Annotated in this window: 20 protein-coding genes and 4 tRNA genes (1 of these 24 running past the window's edge); 14 read left to right on the plus strand and 10 right to left on the minus strand. The window is 36.7% G+C overall.

Annotated elements, in window-relative coordinates; translation table 11 throughout:
• The 7 genes from ASO14_RS02455 to ASO14_RS02485 form a co-directional block, all read left to right on the plus strand.
• Window positions 1–60: transfer RNA gene (locus ASO14_RS02455), tRNA-Gln, on the plus strand (it extends 15 nt beyond the left edge of the window).
• A 5-nt stretch (window positions 61–65) separates the two neighbouring features.
• Window positions 66–140, plus strand: a tRNA-Gly gene (locus ASO14_RS02460).
• A 21-nt stretch (window positions 141–161) separates the two neighbouring features.
• Window positions 162–235: transfer RNA gene (locus tag ASO14_RS02465), tRNA-Cys, on the plus strand.
• Window positions 236–270: 35 nt separating this feature from the next.
• A tRNA-Leu gene (locus tag ASO14_RS02470) sits at window positions 271–352 on the plus strand.
• 85 nt (window positions 353–437) lie between these two features.
• A complete protein-coding gene (locus tag ASO14_RS02475) occupies window positions 438–1,220 on the plus strand; it encodes an aminoglycoside adenylyltransferase domain-containing protein (protein WP_068450963.1) in 783 nt (260 codons plus the stop codon).
• Window positions 1,221–1,531: 311 nt separating this feature from the next.
• Entirely contained in the window at window positions 1,532–2,929 is a 1,398-nt protein-coding gene (locus tag ASO14_RS02480; protein ID WP_068450966.1) for an APC family permease, read from the plus strand.
• Between the two features lie 235 nt (window positions 2,930–3,164).
• Entirely contained in the window at window positions 3,165–3,938 is a 774-nt protein-coding gene (locus ASO14_RS02485) for a glycerophosphodiester phosphodiesterase family protein (protein WP_068450969.1), read from the plus strand.
• A gap of 23 nt (window positions 3,939–3,961) precedes the next feature.
• On the opposite strand, the gene ASO14_RS02490 is transcribed toward ASO14_RS02485, so the two are convergent.
• The gene (locus ASO14_RS02490) at window positions 3,962–4,537 is read right to left on the minus strand and encodes a DNA-3-methyladenine glycosylase I (protein WP_068450971.1); all 576 of its coding nucleotides are present in this window, start codon (window positions 4,535–4,537) and stop codon (window positions 3,962–3,964) included.
• Window positions 4,538–4,755: 218 nt separating this feature from the next.
• On the opposite strand from ASO14_RS02490, the gene ASO14_RS02495 reads away from it, so the two are divergent.
• A complete protein-coding gene (locus ASO14_RS02495) occupies window positions 4,756–5,676 on the plus strand; it encodes a S66 peptidase family protein (protein WP_068450973.1) in 921 nt (306 codons plus the stop codon).
• Between the two features lie 36 nt (window positions 5,677–5,712).
• On the opposite strand, the gene ASO14_RS02500 is transcribed toward ASO14_RS02495, so the two are convergent.
• Window positions 5,713–6,402 carry a B3/B4 domain-containing protein gene (locus ASO14_RS02500; protein WP_068450976.1) on the minus strand — a complete coding sequence of 230 codons (690 nt, stop codon included), beginning with the start codon at window positions 6,400–6,402 and terminating at the stop codon, window positions 5,713–5,715.
• Window positions 6,403–6,462: 60 nt separating this feature from the next.
• Between ASO14_RS02500 and queG the strand changes: the two genes are divergently transcribed.
• Both queG and trmL read left to right on the plus strand, forming a co-directional pair.
• A complete protein-coding gene (gene queG / locus ASO14_RS02505; RefSeq protein WP_068450978.1) occupies window positions 6,463–7,596 on the plus strand; it encodes a tRNA epoxyqueuosine(34) reductase QueG in 1,134 nt (377 codons plus the stop codon).
• 16 nt (window positions 7,597–7,612) lie between these two features.
• Window positions 7,613–8,086 carry a tRNA (uridine(34)/cytosine(34)/5-carboxymethylaminomethyluridine(34)-2'-O)-methyltransferase TrmL gene (gene trmL / locus ASO14_RS02510; protein ID WP_068450979.1) on the plus strand — a complete coding sequence of 158 codons (474 nt, stop codon included), beginning with the start codon at window positions 7,613–7,615 and terminating at the stop codon, window positions 8,084–8,086.
• Window positions 8,087–8,136: 50 nt separating this feature from the next.
• Here the strand turns inward: trmL and ASO14_RS02515 are convergent, their stop codons facing one another.
• Window positions 8,137–8,691 carry an HAD-IA family hydrolase gene (locus ASO14_RS02515; protein ID WP_068450981.1) on the minus strand — a complete coding sequence of 185 codons (555 nt, stop codon included), beginning with the start codon at window positions 8,689–8,691 and terminating at the stop codon, window positions 8,137–8,139.
• Window positions 8,692–8,790: 99 nt separating this feature from the next.
• Here ASO14_RS02515 and ASO14_RS02520 point away from each other — a divergent pair, with 99 nt between their 5' ends.
• Complete coding sequence (locus ASO14_RS02520) at window positions 8,791–8,973, plus strand: hypothetical protein (RefSeq protein WP_068450984.1); 183 nt, start codon at window positions 8,791–8,793, stop codon at window positions 8,971–8,973.
• 91 nt (window positions 8,974–9,064) lie between these two features.
• Here the strand turns inward: ASO14_RS02520 and ASO14_RS02525 are convergent, their stop codons facing one another.
• Window positions 9,065–10,360, minus strand: a complete 1,296-nt coding sequence (locus ASO14_RS02525) for an NCS2 family permease (protein ID WP_068450987.1) — start codon at window positions 10,358–10,360, stop codon at window positions 9,065–9,067.
• A 191-nt stretch (window positions 10,361–10,551) separates the two neighbouring features.
• Here ASO14_RS02525 and ASO14_RS02530 point away from each other — a divergent pair, with 191 nt between their 5' ends.
• Window positions 10,552–11,340, plus strand: a complete 789-nt coding sequence (locus ASO14_RS02530) for an aldo/keto reductase (RefSeq protein ID WP_068457222.1) — start codon at window positions 10,552–10,554, stop codon at window positions 11,338–11,340.
• Between the two features lie 44 nt (window positions 11,341–11,384).
• Here ASO14_RS02530 and ASO14_RS02535 read toward each other — a convergent pair whose 3' ends face one another.
• The 3 genes from ASO14_RS02535 to ASO14_RS02545 form a co-directional block, all read right to left on the minus strand.
• The gene (locus ASO14_RS02535) at window positions 11,385–12,065 is read right to left on the minus strand and encodes a DUF554 domain-containing protein (RefSeq protein WP_068450989.1); all 681 of its coding nucleotides are present in this window, start codon (window positions 12,063–12,065) and stop codon (window positions 11,385–11,387) included.
• A 73-nt stretch (window positions 12,066–12,138) separates the two neighbouring features.
• Entirely contained in the window at window positions 12,139–12,657 is a 519-nt protein-coding gene (locus ASO14_RS02540) for a thioredoxin family protein (RefSeq protein ID WP_068450992.1), read from the minus strand.
• Window positions 12,657–13,085 carry a disulfide oxidoreductase gene (locus tag ASO14_RS02545; protein WP_068450995.1) on the minus strand — a complete coding sequence of 143 codons (429 nt, stop codon included), beginning with the start codon at window positions 13,083–13,085 and terminating at the stop codon, window positions 12,657–12,659. Before ASO14_RS02545 ends, ASO14_RS02540 begins: the two co-directional genes overlap by 1 nt.
• 201 nt (window positions 13,086–13,286) lie before the next feature.
• Here ASO14_RS02545 and ASO14_RS02550 point away from each other — a divergent pair, with 201 nt between their 5' ends.
• Together ASO14_RS02550 and ASO14_RS02555 are read left to right on the plus strand one after the other, a co-directional pair.
• Complete coding sequence (locus ASO14_RS02550) at window positions 13,287–14,402, plus strand: GAF domain-containing sensor histidine kinase (protein ID WP_068450998.1); 1,116 nt, start codon at window positions 13,287–13,289, stop codon at window positions 14,400–14,402.
• Window positions 14,403–14,414: 12 nt separating this feature from the next.
• Window positions 14,415–15,053, plus strand: coding sequence for a response regulator transcription factor (locus ASO14_RS02555; RefSeq protein ID WP_068451001.1), 639 nt, complete (start codon window positions 14,415–14,417; stop codon window positions 15,051–15,053).
• A gap of 129 nt (window positions 15,054–15,182) precedes the next feature.
• Here the strand turns inward: ASO14_RS02555 and rsgA are convergent, their stop codons facing one another.
• The 3 genes from rsgA to ASO14_RS02570 all read right to left on the minus strand — a co-directional run bounded on the left by rsgA (window position 15,183) and on the right by ASO14_RS02570 (window position 18,804).
• Window positions 15,183–16,265 (minus strand): ribosome small subunit-dependent GTPase A, encoded by a 1,083-nt coding sequence (rsgA, locus tag ASO14_RS02560; RefSeq protein WP_068451004.1) that lies wholly within the window; start codon window positions 16,263–16,265, stop codon window positions 15,183–15,185.
• 238 nt (window positions 16,266–16,503) lie between these two features.
• Window positions 16,504–17,385: a cation diffusion facilitator family transporter gene (locus ASO14_RS02565; protein ID WP_068451006.1), complete on the minus strand. Its 882-nt coding sequence runs from the start codon at window positions 17,383–17,385 to the stop codon at window positions 16,504–16,506.
• Window positions 17,386–17,457: 72 nt separating this feature from the next.
• Entirely contained in the window at window positions 17,458–18,804 is a 1,347-nt protein-coding gene (locus ASO14_RS02570) for a hemolysin family protein (protein ID WP_231726975.1), read from the minus strand.
• Between the last annotated feature and the right edge of the window lie 36 nt (window positions 18,805–18,840).

Raw genomic sequence — 18,840 nt, forward strand, 5'->3', positions numbered from 1 at the left:
CGGTAAGGCAACGGATTTTGATTCCGTCATGCCCTGGTTCGAATCCAGGTACCCCAGCCATTTTTGCGGAAGTAGTTCAGTGGTAGAACACCACCTTGCCAAGGTGGGGGTCGCGAGTTCGAACCTCGTCTTCCGCTCCATAATTTATTTCATAATGAGATGGCGGCATAGCCAAGTGGTAAGGCACAGGTCTGCAACACCTTTATCACCGGTTCAAATCCGGTTGCCGCCTCCATTTTTTTTTATTTCTAAAACTTTACATACTATTATGCCGGTGTGGCGGAATTGGCAGACGCGCACGACTCAAAATCGTGTTCCTTTTGGAGTGTCGGTTCGACCCCGACCACCGGTATCTATATAAGACTACTAGATTCTAGTGGTCTTTTTTTATTATTCTTTTACACTAAAGTTAATTCAATTGGAAAGGTGGTAATCTATTGTTTATTCCTGAAACGGTCAAGAAGGCTGTAGATACTTATATGTCGTTAAGCCATAAGTTATTACCTGATTATCAGTTAGAGCTCTTTATACATGGCTCTATTGGCTTAAACACATATGAATCAAACAAAAGTGATATCGATTGTATTATTGTAACGAATCCAGAACTAACATTAGACCAGAAAGAAATATTGAATCAACTTCATTTGCAATTTGAACAACAAGAAAACATACCAATGGATTGTGTATATATAGCTAAAGCAGATTTATCATCCCAATCCCCATTTTTAAATACTTATTTTTACTATAATGAAGGAACACTAAGTTATGGTGATTACTTTAACTTTAATCCGGTTACTTGGTGGACTTTACATCAAAATTATCAAGATCCTCCTTTTCCAACGACTACAGGTTCTCAACTTCGAGACTATGTATTTCAGAATATGCAACAGTATTGGAAACCTTATATCGAGAGGTTGAAGCGAGAAGTTCAATTAGATTTATCTATTTCTGATGAAGAGATAAAAGAAGAAATTGAATGGATTGTATTAGGGTTACTTCGTCAATTTTATACGTTAAAGGAGGTGGGGGTGACTTCAAAATATGATGCTGGTATATATGGATTACAGCATTTACCGAAACAATGGCACCCAATTATTCAACTAGCCATCCGTATAAGGAAAAATGAGTTAGTAGTAGTTTCTGTAGAAACAATGAATCAAGTAATTGATTTTGCGGAATTTTTAATTTCATATTGTGAAAAATTAAAATCGACTGATTAGGTCGATTTTTTTTGTTCTGTTTATGTGTTCTAGTTGAATTGTAAAAATTATGAAAATGTATGTATCTGTCTTTTAAATATAAGTAAATACTGTGCTAATGAACTGGTTCCAAAAAAAAGAAAAAGATGGTTCTTTTATTTTAAAGTGGTATTCTTCATAATCTATGTAAGCACTATAAAGAAAGGAATAAAGGGGAATTTATATAAGTTAATACAGAATATATGGGGTTGTATTAGCTTTTTTTGAAAATGTGTAGCATGCTTTTAAGCTTGAAAGCAACGAGAGTCTACAGCATGAAGGGAGAAATTAACATGGGCAATCAGAATAATAAAGAATTTACAAAGTCGATGTCAAAGGTCGATGTACTTTTTCTATCACTAGGCGCTATGCTTGGTTGGGGATGGGTTGTTTTATCAGGGGAATGGATTACAGGGGCAGGCTTTTTAGGAACGATTATTGCATTCATATTAGGAGGATTACTTGTAATCTTTATCGGTTTAACGTATGCGGAGCTTTCAGCAGCGATTCCCAAAACAGGTGGCGGATTAGTATTCGTCCAGCGTGCTTTTGGTAAAAAGAGCGCATTTGTAGCAGCATGGGGTGTACTTTTTGGTTATGTATCTGTTGTAACATTTGAAGCAGTCGCATTACCAACGGTTATTGATTACGTAATGCCTGTTGAACATAAAGTAAGTCTTTGGACATTAGGTGGTTGGGAAGTGTATCTTACATGGGCTTTAATCGGTTCTGTAGGTGCAGTCGCACTAACAGCACTAAACTTCTTTGGAATTAAACCAGCAGCTATTTTCCAAAATGTTTTTACAGTTGCGATTGTATTAGTAGCAGCTCTTATGGTATATGGGGCTTTTGCGAATGGTGATATGAAAAATTTAGATCCGATGTTTACAGATGGATTCGGAGGTACACTATCTGTACTTGTTATGATTCCATTCTTATTTGTAGGGTTTGATGTTATTCCACAAGTAGCAGCAGAAATTAAAGCACCTGGTAAAACAATTGGTCGTATTATTATTGTATCAATTGTCAGTGCGGTATGTTTCTATTTATTCGTTGTCTTTGGGGTAGCAGCAGCACTACCAGACGAACAACTTTTAACAAGTCAATTAGCAACAGCAGACGCAATGGTTGCACTATTTGGTAGTCCTGTTTGGGGATATGTCCTAGTGATTGGTGGTATTGCAGGAATTATTACAAGTTGGAATGCCTTCATTATCGGAGGGAGTCGTATTTTATATGCGATGGCAGAACATCATATGATTCCAAAATGGTTTGCCTATATGCACCCGAAATACAAAACACCGACAAATGCGATTATCTTCTTGGGTATTTTAGCAGCAGTTGCGCCTTTCTTAGGTCGACCGGCACTTGTATGGATTGTAGATGCTGGTGGAGTGGGTATTATCGTAGGTTACTTATTAGTATCTTTTGCGTTTATGAAGTTACGAAAAGTAGAACCAGAATTACATCGTCCATATCGCATTAAATATTGGAAGTTTACAGGAGTGGCAGCGATTGCATTGAGTATTTTATTCATTACATTCTATTTACCAGGCATGCCTTCAGCACTTGTATGGCCTATGGAATGGCTAATTTTAGGTGTATGGTGTCTCATTGGATTTGTCTTATATATGATTAAACCAAAAGAAGCGATTGCTTTTGAGGTAGTTAGTGAAGGTAACAATAAGTAAAATTATATGAATATGATGATGAAGTATAAGAAAAAAACGGAATCGTGCTGTGACACGGTTCCATTTTTTCGTTGCGAACTCTAAAAGAGGAAATGAACTATTTGTCACAACCTCTTTGAATTTTAAAAGGTATATGAAATACTTTTAGTTAATCTATTTTCTTATTTAAAAATTTTTTCTATTTCTGTTTACATATAGTATGATAGATATGATGTCTTAGAAAAAGGAGGGTACAATGAAACGTTTTATTGGAGTCTTTGTTCCTGCACTTTTTTTAATCGCTGTCATTACGAGCTATATGACATTTGCCCAGTCTTATGAGTGGACTGAAAACACCATCATTGCACATGCAGGTGGTGGAATAGAAGGAGATAAATATACAAATTCACTTGAGGCTTTTCAAAATAGTTATGAGAAAGGTCATCGCCTCATTGAATTAGATATTAATATGACAAGTGATGGAAAAGTAGTAGCGCGACATGATTGGAAAGATACAAAAGACCAAACATATGAAACTTTTAAGAATCGACTTTATAAAGACAAATATAAACCAATCGATTTTCAACAAGTTATTAAATTGTTGAAGAAATATGATGATGTTTATATTATTTTAGATGGTAAAACAAAGTCACCTCAAGCAGTACAAACACTATATAAAAAAATTAATGTCTATACTAAAAACTTAAAGCCACGTGATAAAAATCGTCTTATTCCTCAAATGTTCTACAAACAAGACTATCAACTATTAAAAAACTATGGTTTTAAAGATGTACTCTATGTGATTGGGCGTGAAAGTTATACAAATCAATCATTAGCCGAATTTTGTGATGAACGCGGTATTCGGGCAGTGAGTATTGATAAAACATTTGTAAATACCCCTTTAGTACAAACATTGAAAAAGAAAAAAATTGTTTCTTATACGTATACAGTGAATGACCGAGGTACGATGAAAAGACATAAACAAATGGGTGTTCATGGATTCTTCTCTGACTTTGTTGATGCGTATTAAATAAAAAAAAGGTCTGCATGCTTTTAAGCACCATGCAGATCTTTTTTATAGCAAAAACAAGTTGTTACATGATCGTTTACAAGGCCGCTTGCTTGCATAAAAGCATAAACCGTTGTCGGACCTAAAAATTTAAAACCACGCTTTTTTAAATCTTTACTAATGCGTGTGGAAAGTTCTGTAGTCGCAGGCATTTCAGATAATTGTGTGAAGTGATTTTGAATTGGTGTACCCCCTGTGTAAGTCCAAATGAATTCGTTAAAGCTTCCGAATTCTTTTTGAATATCCATGAATAAGGTAGCATTATGAACCATTGCTGTTAATTTACCACGATGACGAATAATTCCTTCGTTTTGTAGTAAGCGCTCAATTTTAGCTTCATCATATTGTGCAATTTTTTCATAATCAAAATAATCGAATGCTTCGCGCATCGTTTCACGCTTTTTTAAAATGGTTGCCCAACTTAAGCCCGCTTGCATACTTTCTAAAATAAGTGTTTCAAACCAATCCGAATCTTTAGTAATCGGTACACCCCATTCTTCATCATGATACTGTTGATCAAGCTCCGAAACATTTGCCCATGCACAACGTGTTTTCTCCATTGTCATCTCCCTTTCAAAAAACGAATCTTTGTTCTTATTATAACAGACATCTGTTTGACATATTCGATTTTTATAATGAAAGAAAAAAATTCGGAGGTTCAGATGAAGAAAAAAGCGATTTGTATAGGTGTCATTTGCGGTTTAGTGATTGAAGTGTGTACACTTATGATTCAAATCACTCTATAATAGAGGAGAGTATAAAAAAAGGAGCTTGGCATATGAAACAAAGACCGATGCGTTTACAAAAAGGTGACACAGTAGGGATTGTCGCTCCTGCTAGTCCGCCGAATCAACAGCAATTAACAAAAGCACTCGATTTTATTGAAGGGTTAGGGCTTCAATATGTAATGGGTGAGAGTGTTACAGCGAAAGAACATTATTTAGCTGGTAGTGATGAATTACGTGTACGTGACTTACAGCGTATGGTAGAAGATCCGTCTATTCGTGCTATTTTCTGTGCAAGTGGTGGATATGGTTCTGCGCGTATTGCAGATCAATTAGATTATATGCTATTTGAAGAAAATCCAAAAATCTTCTGGGGTTTTTCAGATATTACATTTTTACACACAGCGATTGGTGAGTTGAGTAACTTGGTAACATTCCATGGCCCAACACTTTCCTCTTTAGGTAGAGAGGATATCCCAGAACGTACGTATTTAATGTTTCAGCAGTTATTTAATCCAGCAGAGATTTACTATGATGAACGTATTTCACCACTTCAAACAATCGCAAAAGGGCGTGTACGTGCGCCGATTGTTGGCGGTAATCTAACATTACTGTGTGAATCACTCGGAACAAAATTTGAAGTGGATACAGCAAATAAAGTGTTACTCATCGAAGATATTGGATTAGAGCCAGCACAGATTGATGCGAAGCTGAATCAATTACGCATGGCACGAAAGTTCGAACATTGTGCGGGTGTAGTCATCGGTAGCTTTACACACGCAGAACCACGTGATTATACAGATTCACCGTCGTTAGATGCACTATTTACAAGTTATTTTAAAGACTTCAATAAGCCTGTTGTGAGTGGTTTTAAATTTGGGCATGAGGATTTAAATGTCGGTATTCCCCTAGGTGTAGATGTTATTTTAGATGCAGATGAAAAAGTACTAGCCTTTTTACCAGGTGTAGAATAAAGAAAAAGTTCGGACACACATCGTGCCCGAACTTTTTTAAATGGTCGTCTGTAATTGTTCTTTATTCAAAATGGCATATGTTGCATCGCCCCCGTGGATTTGTGTAAACATCTTAGAAGCAGAAGCGAGTAACTGCTCGCATGACTCATGAGAAAGTGATGGTGGAAGATAGAAAATTTGAAGTGCATCTGTTGTGGCTTCAGTAACTGCACTACGCTTACTATCGACATAAGGACTACCGAATGGACCTTGTTCATCACAGCTTACAGGTATTCCAGCTAACTTGACATCACGACCATTTAATCCTTCATACATACTATTCTCTGTTCCTACAGTCATTTCGATAGCACCTTGTAAAGCATGCGTATCATAAATCCCTACAGGAATCTCATATTGTAGTGAAAAGAAGTTATTTAAGTCGACAGCAGAGTGGAAGGGTTGTAAATATTGTTGTTTTGCAATGCGACGTAGTAATGCTTCAGCAGATGGACGGTAGCGACTTGGATCAGCACCGAGTGTTTTAAAAATGTGTCGCCATTCTTGAATGGCTTTATGTTCTGCGACAGGTGTATCTTGCAAATCTAAAAATAGATTCTCTTGATATAATTGTGTACGTCCTTTAATCATTTGGGGCGATTCTTCCACGATAATTTTGGTATAATGGACAGTGCCGATTTTAAAATCTGTTATTTGATTGGTTAATTGTTCATTTAGTTGAATGTGCATAAAACATCACCTATCTGTTCATTTTTGCCAATTGTATCATATAGAAAGGAATGAAACCAAATGAACGTTTTATCGTTTCAACAACAAGTTAGAGAATATGCTCAGTCCATTGGAATCGATAAAATTGGTTTCGCATCTGCTACACCGTTTATTGATTTAAAAGCACGTCTTATTCAGCAACAACAGTTAAACTATCAGTCTGGATTTGAAGAATCTGATGTCACTTTACGTACGGAGCCTACCTTGTTATTAGAAGACGCAAAAAGTATCATTGCGATTGCATTAGCTTATCCGTCTAAGATGTTGAATGTACCACAAGGGAAGAAAGGTGCGAGACGTGGTATTTTTTGTCGTGCTTCTTGGGGTGTCGATTATCATACCGTCTTACGTGAGAAATTAGCGTTACTTGAAGAATTTATTCATACACATCATCCACATTCACGAACGAAGTCGATGGTCGATACAGGGGAGTTATCCGACCGAGCTGTTGCAGAAAGAGCGGGAATTGGTTGGAGTGGTAAAAATACGAATATTATTACGCCAGAGTTCGGTTCTTATGTTTATTTAGGAGAGATTATTACAGATATTCCGTTTATAGCGGATGAGCCAATAGAAGATGAATGCTTAGATTGTCGCCTGTGTATAGATGTTTGCCCAACAGGTGCGATTGTACAAGCAGGACAACTAAACGCTCAGCGCTGTATTGCTTTTTTAACACAAACAAAAGATACATTACCAGATGAGTTTCGAACACATTTAGGGAATCGTATTTATGGCTGTGATACATGCCAAACTGTTTGTCCGAAAAATAAGCGTAAGCATAATTTAATTCATGAAGAGTTCTTCCCAGATCCTGAAATTGCAAAACCGTTACTTGAACCACTACTAACCATGTCCAATAAACAGTTTAAACAAGATTTTGGTCATGTTTCAGGTTCTTGGCGAGGGAAGAAACCATTGCAGCGAAATGCGATTTATGCACTTGCACATTTTAAAGAGGAATCAGCCATTCCGACACTAACAGAAGTGCTACAAAAAGATACACGACCTATTATTCGCGGTGCAGCAGCCTATGCGATTGGGAAAATTGATGCGCCAGCGTCAAAAGCAATATTAGAACAAGCGCTACAAAAGGAACAAGATGAAGAAGTACTTGAGGAAATAGAAAAAGGACTATCATTTATTACAAAATAGAAGGAAGTGCCCTTAGATGACGTTACACATCGTCCTATATCAACCCGAAATCCCAGCAAATACAGGTAACATTGCAAGAACATGTGCTGGAACTAATACACACCTACATTTAATTCGTCCATTAGGTTTTTCAACAGATGATAAGATGTTGAAAAGAGCAGGACTGGATTATTGGTCAAGTGTCAATATCACATATTACGATAATGTAGAAGAATTTTTCGAAAAACATCAACAGGCGACAATTTATTTTATCGAAACATTCGGGACGAAAAATTATACAGAGTTTGATTATTCGAATACAGAAGAAGATATCTTCTTTATGTTTGGAAAAGAGACAACAGGTATTCCACGTGAATTAATTGAAGACAAACAACATATGTGCCTACAAATTCCACAAAGCGACCACGTACGCTCATTAAATTTATCAAATACAGCAGCGATTATTATTTACGAAGCGCTACGTCAACAAAGCTTTAAACCAATTTTATAGAATAAAAAAAGAAGAAATCGTGTGATTGTACGATTTCTTCTTTTTGATATTTAAGGAATTAAATCGAAAAAATGATGATAGTCATTAATGGTATAATCAGCAACGTCACAATCGTTTTGGAACATAATCGTTTTAAAGCCAGCTTTTTTAGCAGGGATTAAGTCGAGCTCACGATCACCAATCGCATAGTCGAGTTCATAGCGTTCATGTAAATAGACATAAGCAGCAGGGTCTGGCTTTCGTGCAAAACCATCATCACCGGCGACAATTTCTGTGAAGTATTTGGCTAAGTCTGTTTCTTGTAAAATACGTTCAACAGAAGCTCGGTTCATATGTGTCATAATAACATTTACTTCAGCCTGTTGTAGAACGTTTTCAACATAGGGGAATGGTGTGTAATTCGTAATCGCACGACTTTTTTCAATCATTTCTTTTCGTTGTTCATCTGTTAATTGAAAATAATCCATCGCATGTGATTGTGAAATTTTAAGTTGTTGATAGATTTCTTCTTTTGTAAATTGTCCGTTCAATATATCATATAAAATATCGGTATAAGCAGGATAAGTATCCATAATGGTTCCATCAAAGTCCCATAAAATACGCATGAGCCAATCGCCTCCATTTTTCAAATAGCATAGCATAAAAAGGTTTGAAAAGTCTTTTAAAAGGGTACACATAGTAAAGGCTTAAAAAGGGGCGTGGTAATGATGAAAAAAGGTAAAGATAATGTGTCGAGTGGACATATGACGAATAACTTCAGTGACGTTGTAGAATTAGGAAAACAGATGGAAAGACTACGCGATGAACAAGAGCTAAAACGAGATGGTTATACACAAGATCCCGTACAATATGATGATGAAGATGAGAAGAAAGAAGAAGCGAAATAATACTTAAATATAAGAAGATGGTATATTGATTCATCTGAACATAAGAAAAGCCAAAATCGCATGTGTGTTGTGATTTTGGCTTTTTATTATTTTAGATAAAGACAAGTTGAATAATAAATAGGATAGCGAATAGATAAAGTAAAGGATGTACTTTTTTTGCTTCACCTTTGACGATTTTTAAAATCGGATATGCAATAAATCCAAATGCAATCCCTGTTGAAATACTTGAAGTGAGTGGCATAATAAGCATCACTAAAAATGCAGGAAGTGCCTCATCAAATGTATCCCATTCAATGTGACGAACAGATGCAATCATCAATGTTCCGACAATGACTAGAACAGGTGACGTAATGGCAGAAACACCTGACACCGAAGCAACTAAAGGTGAGAAGAATGAAGCAATAATAAATAGAACGGCAACTGTTAAAGCAGTTAAGCCTGTTCGACCACCAGCCGCAACACCTGCAGATGATTCTACATAAGCTGTTGTTGGTGATGTACCAAACATTGCTCCGATTGTTGTACCGAATGAGTCACCAAGTAAGGCCTTACGTGCGCGAGGTAGTGTTTCACCCTTCATTAAACCAGCTTGGCGTGCTACACCAACTAATGTACCTGTTGTATCGAATAGTGTTACTAAGATGAATGAGAATACAACACCGTATAAACTATGTGCAATAACTTCTTTTAAAGCATCAATCGGATTCCAAACAATAATACCTTCTGGTAAATGTGGCATCGCAACAAGTTCATCAATTTTTAATTGCCCTGTAAAGAACGCGATGATGGCGGTAATGACCATCCCAATGAAAATAGCACCTGGTACACGACGTACCATGAAAATCGCTGTAATAATAAGACCACCAAGTGTTAATAGCACACTTGGACTTGTTAAATCACCTAATTTAATTAAGTTTGTTGGGTCATCTACAACAACACCCGCCATACGTAATCCTAAAAACGAAATAAATAAACCAATACCAGCAGTAATCGCTAATTTTAAATTATTCGGAATCGCTGTAATTAATTTAGAGCGAAGAGGTGTTAAGGATAAAATAATGAATAAGATACCGGCGATAAATACAGAAGCAAAAGCAGTTGTATAATGTAATTCACCATTTGATGCTTGAACAACTGAATACGTGAAGAAAGCGTTTAAACCCATACCTGGTGCAATCGCAATTGGATAATTGGCAACTAGAGCCATCCACAATGTACCGAATACTGCGGCAATGATTGTCGCCATGAACACTTGTTGGCTCGGTACACCTGCTGCACTTAAAATTGTCGGATTGACGATAATAATATAAACCATTGTTAAAAACGTTGTAAGACCAGCAACAAGCTCTGTTCTAACAGACGTTCCATTTTCTTTTAATTTAAACATAATAATAACTCCTTAAAGCCGAACGATTTTTTTGACAACGTCTATAATATTCGCTAAGAGGTGAAAAAGCAAGGTGTACTGAAAAAATAAGTATTCTCGAAATAATGTGACAATAGGGGTATACTGTAGAAAAGGAGTGAGAGCATTTGTTAAATCTACATTCAACGAAAAAGTTAGTAAATGGTGTTGAAATGCCACGTTTTGGTTTAGGTGTATATAAAATGACGAATCCAGATGAAGCATATAGTGCCATGTCACATGCCCTTGAAGCAGGATACATTGCGATTGATACAGCTGCTTTATATGATAACGAGGAACAAGTAGGACAAGCTGTGCGCGATTCAAAAAAGAAGCGTGAGGAATTATTCATCACCTCGAAAGTTTGGAATACCGATCAAGGATACGACCAAACGTTACGAGCATTTGAGACAAGTCTAAAGAAATTAGATATGGATTATTTAGATTTATATTTAACGCATTGGCCGGTTCCTGAATTATATGTAGATACTTATCGTGCGATTGAACGCTTATACGATGAAAAATTAATTCGCGCTACAGGTGTATCAAATCACGAACCGCATCATCTTGAGAAGTTATTAGCGACAGCGAATGTACAACCAATGGTGAATCAAATCGAGCTACATCCTCATTTGATTCAACAAAAAAATCGTGATTTTGCAAAACAACATAATATTGCCATTACATCGTGGTCACCACTTGGTCGTGGTCGCGTATTAGAAGATGAAGCAATTGTGAAGCTCGGAGAAAAATACGGTAAATCAGCAGCACAAGTGATTATTCGATGGCATTTACAACACGACTTAATCGTCATTCCGAAATCGGTACAAGAAGTACGTATTCGACAAAATGCGGATGTCTTTGATTTCGAACTAACTCTTGAAGATATGCGAGCGATTGATATGTTAAATCGAGATGAACGTTACGGCTCACATCCGGATACATTCCATCTGAAAAAATAAAAAAATGAAGGGTTACGCTTTTGAGCGTAACCCTTCATTTCATTTTATAAGAAAAGATGTTTAAAAGTTAAGTAAACTGGTGGTATTAAAAGGGCAGGTAACATATTAAGACTTTTTAAGTTTTTAATTCCTAAAATACTCAAACCAGTCGCAAAAATAAGAATGCCTCCGATAATCGAGATTTCAGTTAATAAAGACTCCGTCATAAAGTCATTTAAAAATAAAGCCATCACATAGAAGAAGCCCTGCCATAAAAAGAGTACCACTGCGGATAATGCGATGCCAAAACCGAATGTAGAAGCGAGTACGAGCGACGTTACACCGTCTAAAATACCATTTGTAATTAAGTATGTATGGTCACCTTGTAAGGCGCTATTAATAGGACCGAGAATGGATAATGTACCAATACAAAATAAAAGAATAGCTGTAGATAGACCTTTTGCGAGTGGCCCGTCTGAAAAGCGTCCAACAAATCGATTGAAACGTACTTCAATGTCGATTTTTTCACCAATTACTGCACCAATCGCTAAACTAACAATGAAGAGAACAGGTTCTTCACTTTTGGGTAAGTATTGTGTCACTGCATTAATTCCAAGTGCGACAGCAGCAAATCCCATCGCTTGTAGCAAAATCGTTTGATAACGTTCTTTTAGCCCTTTATTCATTAAGCTTCCGATAGTACTACCAATCAAAATCATGCAACAATTAAAAATCGTTCCGAACATATGTATAACCCCTTTTTATAGCATATCAGAAGAAAAGGAACCGCATATACAGGCGATTCCTCTCCAATGAATTCTATTGTTTTTTCATATCCTCAAAAAACTTCACAAATGCTTCTTTTGGTTGTTCACCGACAAGACGACCAACTTCCTTACCGTCTTTGAAATAAGCAAGTGTAGGTGTCGCTGCCAAGTTATAATCTTGCCAACCTTGTTCAAACTCTAAAACATTATATTGGTTAATATCTACTTTTGCTTCATCTGCTAAAGGCATTAACTCTGGTGTTACTTTTTGACAATGTACACATTCAGGTGAGAAGAAGTAAGCATAAGTTCCTTCACCACTATCAATTTTTTCTTTTAAGGCATCTGGTAAGATGATATTTTGATAGTTTTCGTCATCTAATTGATCAATCGTTGATTGTGTTTTAATTTTATGGTCTCCGTATAGTGAAGAACCTTCTTCTTTTTTATCATTTGAACTTTTATTAAGTAATAATAAAGCTGCAAAAATAGCTACAATAATTAAAGCAATAATAATTAGAATTCCAGCATTATTTTTTTTCTTAGGGACATTCGTTTTCTTTTTTGCCATTACATTTCCTCCTTCTTTCCTTGTTTAAGGATAAAGATACTTGTGATGAAAATCAATACAAATGCAGTAAGTGACAAGAAAGGAATCGTAATAAAACCAAGCCAGTTAATATATTCTCCTGTACATGGTACACGTCCACAAGCTATTGCATTATCATGTAAAAACGGTATTTTTTGCATACCATAATGATAAAGTGCTACCAATGCACCGATACATGAAAAGACAAGTGTAGTAACAGCAATCTGTGCATTACGCTGAATATACGCAATTCCAATAATCAATACGAGTGGATACATTAAAATACGCTGGTACCAACAAAATGTACAAGGCTCATATTTCATCACTTCAGAGAAGAATAGAGAACCCATCATCGCTACAAGTGATACAACCCACATAAATAACATACTATATTCTATTTTTTTAGACATTATAATTCTCCTAGTTCTACATTATTTTCCTACTTGAGTATAAAGGCTTTTACAAACATTGTAAAATAGAATTCTCTCAAATTCAAAGTTTTTTTGTTGGTTTACTCTTATAATACCCGTCAAAAGTATGAAAGGATTCGCATAGGAGAAAAGGGCATTTCCATGTACAATAGAAGGTAGTATAGAACGGAGGGTGGTACTTTGACGAAAGCAGACCATTCAAATATCGCATTATTAAAAGAAATTGCAGAATTATTAAATGAAGAAACTGAAATGAAACAAATGCTTCAATTAGCACTAGAGAAGTTACTTGAAGGCACGAAGTTTGAAACGGGATGGATCTTTCTTATTAAAGATCGTCGCCGCCATGAACTAATTGCCGAAGCCAACTTGCCGAATAATTTAGAACAAGAGGGGTGTCGCTATCTATGTAAGGGTGGTTGTTGGTGTTTATCGAAATACCATAATAATGAACTAGAGAAAGCATCAAACATTATAGAATGTCAGCGCATTGAACTTGCGAATAAGCATTCTAATGAAGCACATGATGCAATTACTCATCATGCGACGGTTCCGTTACAGTCAGGTCCTGAAAAGTTCGGATTATTAAATGTTGCATCTCCTAATACGGTACGTTTTTCAGATGATGACCTTGCACTATTAGAATCGATTGCGTTCCAAATTGGTTCAGCTATTAAGCGTATTCTACTTACAAAACAAGAAAAAGACGTTGCACTTGCACAGGAACGAAATCGACTAGCACGTGACTTACATGATTCAGTTAATCAGCTACTTTTTTCAGTCACACTGACTTCTCGTGCAGGCATCGAAATGACAGATGAACCGTTAGTAAAAGAGACATTTGCAGAAATTCAGTCACTTACACAAGAAGCTTTAACAGAAATGCGCGCACTCATTTGGCAACTGCGTCCGAAAGGCTTAGAAACAGGATTACTAGAAGCACTAAAAGGTTATGCTGAAATGCTTGGCATTACACTTGATGTAAAAGTGTCGGGTGTATTACAGTTCCCTTCTAAAATTGAGGAAGCATTATTCCGGATTGCACAAGAAGCTTTGAATAATGTACGAAAACATGCAGGTGTAAAACAAGCTCAAATCATTATTCGTGTAACGCATAGTGATATTTTACTTGTTATTAAAGATGACGGTCGTGGTTTCTCAGTAGATTCGTCGATTGCACTTCCATCACTTGGTTTACAAAGTATGCGTGATCGTACAGAAGCACTTGGAGGAACGATTGACTGGGTGAGTGATATTGGAAAAGGGACGGAAATATTAATTCGACTACCTTATTAAGGAGGGGATTGCATGATTAAAGTATTGATTGCGGACGATCATCATGTTGTAAGAAGAGGATTACTTTTCTTTTTAAAAACACAAAAAGATATTGAGGTAGTGGGGGAAGCACGAAATGGTAAGGAAGCAGTAGAACTCGCTTCAGTGTATCAACCGGATATTGTATTAATGGATTTAGTCATGCCAGAGATGGACGGTATTGAAGCGACACGTCGTATTAAATCAGTGTATCCACATATTCAAATTTTGATGTTGACGAGTTTTTCAGATCGAGATCATATTTTACCAGCGATTGAAGCGGGAGCCGCAGGTTATCAATTAAAAGATATTGAACCAGATGAACTCGTTTTAACGATTCGTAAAATTATTGCGGGCGAAAATAGCATGCATCCTGAAGTGACGCATCAACTCGATCAGAACCAAGAATCAACGCAACATTTGCCGCATGTGAAAAATCCACTAACGCGTCGTGAAAAAGACGTATTGGCGGAATTAACGAAAGGGAAGAGCAATAAAGAGATTGCTTCTTCATTATTTGTTACAGAAAAAACGGTGAAAACGCATATCTCAAATATTTTTGCGAAATTAGAAGTACAAGATCGTACACAGGCAGCTCTATACGCTGTAAAATACGGTTTAACTGAAAAATAAACAGATTGGGGCATATGTGTAAAAAACACTATCCTATATGAACATAAAAAACTGGAATCGCGCCACAGTGCGGTTCCAGTTTTTCATTTTGAATGCTAAAAAAGAAATAGTCCAAGACGGTTTTATATATTATAGACGATTTTTCTTTTTATTTTTTAGCTGTTTAGATACTTGTTTCCATTTACGTGTTTCTGCTAGTTGTGCTTGTTTATTCGTCTTTTGTTCAAGATAGCGAATTTCACGTTGTAGCTTCACATAGCTGGCATAGCGTGCTTGTTCTAATGAGCCATCTGAAAGAGCTTGTTGAATGGCACAACCGGGTTCATTTTTATGTGAACAATCTCGGAAACGACATGCGTCAGCTAGTTGTTCAATATCAGAAAAACTCGATTCTAAAGCACCTTCTGTTGACCATAGTTGAAGTTCGCGCATTCCAGGTGTGTCGATGAGAATACCGCCTTTTGGTAAAACAAAAAGTTCGCGATGTGTCGTTGTATGGCGTCCTTTAGAATCATCTTCACGAATGTGTTGAACGGTCATTTTCTCTTCTTCAACAAGCGCATTCGTGAGCGTAGATTTCCCGACACCAGAAGACCCCATTAACGCAGCTGTTTTATGTGGTAGAAGTAGATTTTGTATCTCTTCAATTCCTTCTCCTGTTAATGTGCTGATTGCATAGATGGGTACGCCAATTGCTACTTGTTCTGCTTGTTCAATGAATGATGTCACATCTTCACATAGATCTTTTTTCGTTAAGATGATGACGGGAGATGCACCTGAATCCCAAGCAGCTAGTACATAGCGTTCAAGTCGACGAACATTAAAGTCGTGATTTAAGCTCATAACGATGAACACAAGATCGACGTTCGTCGCAACGATTTGTTCGTCAATTTCTACACCAGCCATTTTGCGTGAGAATGTCGAAGTTCGTGTTAAAAGTTGGTGAATTAAACAACGCTGTTCACCAGGCATTTGCTCAACTAATACCCAGTCACCAATTGCTGGATAGTCTTTACGCATGAATGCGTTATATGCGTACTTACCCGAAATCGTTCCAAGTAGTTCACCTTGTTCTGTGCGAATACGATAACTATGTTTATGTTCAAGTGTGATACGTCCAATCAAGTAGTTTTCGTGACCTGCTTGTGTTAAAAGTGCTGTAGCTTCAGATGTAAAAGGCTCTTTAAAGCCGTATTGTTGTAATTGTGTCAATGTAATTTCCTCCAATAATGTGGTAATAAAAAAAGGTTTATTGCACCATGATGGATGCAATAAACCTAACCGCACATTGAAAGAGAGCTATAACATAATTATAGCGCTACATGGCAGGAGAAAGTTTTATGCATACCAAATACGTGCGAAGTCGTCGCAATCTCATATTTATTCATCATAATACTTCACCTGCTCCCTTTATAAGTTAGACCTAGCATAACAACTTTAACAGAATTCGTCAATTTCTTTTTAAAGATTCTTCAGGCTCGATATGAACGAGCGCTACAGAACTAGGTAATACTTCAAGAATCGCTTCTTCAATTTTCTCCGTAATTTCATGACTTTCCCATACATTTAAATAAGGATTAACGGATACAGTTACATCAATTAAAGCCATATTTCCATGATAACGTCCTTTAACGTCACGCAATTCAACGACACCTTCAACATTTGATACAGTAGTGCGAATCGTCTCAATATCTGTTTGATTAAATCCGTCTGTTAACGTTAGCACACTTTCAGCAAAAATCTCATACGCTGTTTTTAAAATAATAATGGCTACAATGGCAGCAGTAATCGAGTCAATGATTGGGAAACCAATAATCGCTGCAAAAATACCAATTGCCGCACCAAAGCTGACAAATGCATCGGAACGATTATCATAAGCAGCAGCTTTAACAGCTGAGCTATTAATTTCTTTTGCCAGTCGAATATTGTAAAGATATACGCCCCACATGACAGCACCCGAAATGATTGCCACAACCGCTGTTAAAAGTGAGGGTGGCTCATGTTCATTGGCAAAAAAGCCTTTGATTGCATTAAATAATACTTGTAGACCAACAACTGCCATAATAAATGAAGCGATGAGTGAGGCAATGGTTTCTGCACGCATATGCCCATAAGCATGATCAGCATCTGGTGGCTTTTGTGATATTCGTAAACCAATTAATACTGCAACAGAAGCAATAATATCAGTTGTATTATTTAGACCATCGGCTTGTAAAGCTTCTGAATGACCGACATAGCCGACAATTAATTTTGCGAAACTGAGAAAGATGTATGTGATGATACTAAGCCATGCACCTTTTTCTCCTTTGCGTAACTTTTCATATGGGTCCACAATGTTTCCTCCTTGAAAGAAATCTAGATATACGAAAGCGACGTTACATTTTTCAATGTAACGTCGCTCGTACTATATTTCTTGTGTAAGTAATGTTGAATCAGATTCTGTTTCTAATTCAGGATGTTTGATGATTTCTAAGTAAATTAAGTGATGACCTTCTAACTCGCGCACGATAAAATCATAGCCTTGCTCAGAGACTTGGTCGCCTTTCTTCGCATCAAAATGACGCGTCATAAACCAACCGCCGATTGTATCGATATCATCATCTTCAATTTCGATGTTTAGAATGTCATTAATTTCTTCTAATAAAACTTTTGCATCTACGATATAATGCCCATCCTCAAGTTTACGGATTTCTGCAATTTCATCTGCATCAAATTCATCTCGAATATCACCAACAATTTCTTCGATGATATCTTCGATTGTTACAAGACCGGATGTTCCGCCGTATTCGTCCATTAAAATGGCCATATGAATACGTTCACGCTGGATTTTTAATAGTAAATCACTAATTGGAACGGTTTCAAAGACGCGAATGACAGGACGCATGAATGCTGTAACAGGTTTTGCTCCATTTTCTTTTGGATTTCGAATATAAGCTGTTAATAGATGTTTCATATTAACAAGACCGATGACGTGGTCTTTATCGCCGTCAATAATTGGGTAACGTGTATATTGCTCGACACCCATTACTTCAAAAACTTCTTTGAGTGTTAGATCTTTTTCAATCCCAACAATTTCAGTACGTGGAACCATAACTTCTTTAGCGATACGATCGTCAAAGTTGAAGATGTTATCCACATATTTATATTCGGATTGATTAATTTCTCCACCTTTTAAACTGTCAGATAAAATAATGCGCAGTTCTTCTTCCGTCATAGCAACTTCAGAATCATTTGAATTGCGAATACCAAATAATGCAGCTAAACCATTTGCAGATGAATTCAATAGTTTAATAAATGGATACATCACATTATGGAATAGAATTAAAAATGGTGCTGTTGTTAAAGCTACAGCTTCTGCTTTTTGGATTGCAAGTGTCTTCGGTGCAAGCTCACCTACTACAACGTGAATAAATGTGACGATTGAGAATGACACAATGAAGGATACGATAGTTGTCACACTACCATTTAGATTTATTAAATCAAAGACAGGGCGTAAAATCATGCTCACTGTACCTTCACCCAACCAACCTAAACCAAGCGATGTAATCGTAATACCTAACTGACATGCAGATAAATATTCATCTAAACTAGATATAACTTTTTTTGCTTTTAAAGCTTTTTTATTACCTTCAGCGATTAGCTGATCAATTCGAGTTGCTCTGACTTTGACAATGGAGAATTCCGTTGCAACAAAGTAAGCAGAGCAGGCGATTAAGACAGCGAATGCTGTCAACCGTATGGCTATTTCCAAAGAATCCCTTTACTCCTAGCCCAAATGAGGGGGAGA

This window comes from Kurthia sp. 11kri321 (assembly GCF_001534765.1).
GTDB classification, from domain to species: Bacteria; Bacillota; Bacilli; order Bacillales_A; family Planococcaceae; genus Kurthia; species Kurthia gibsonii.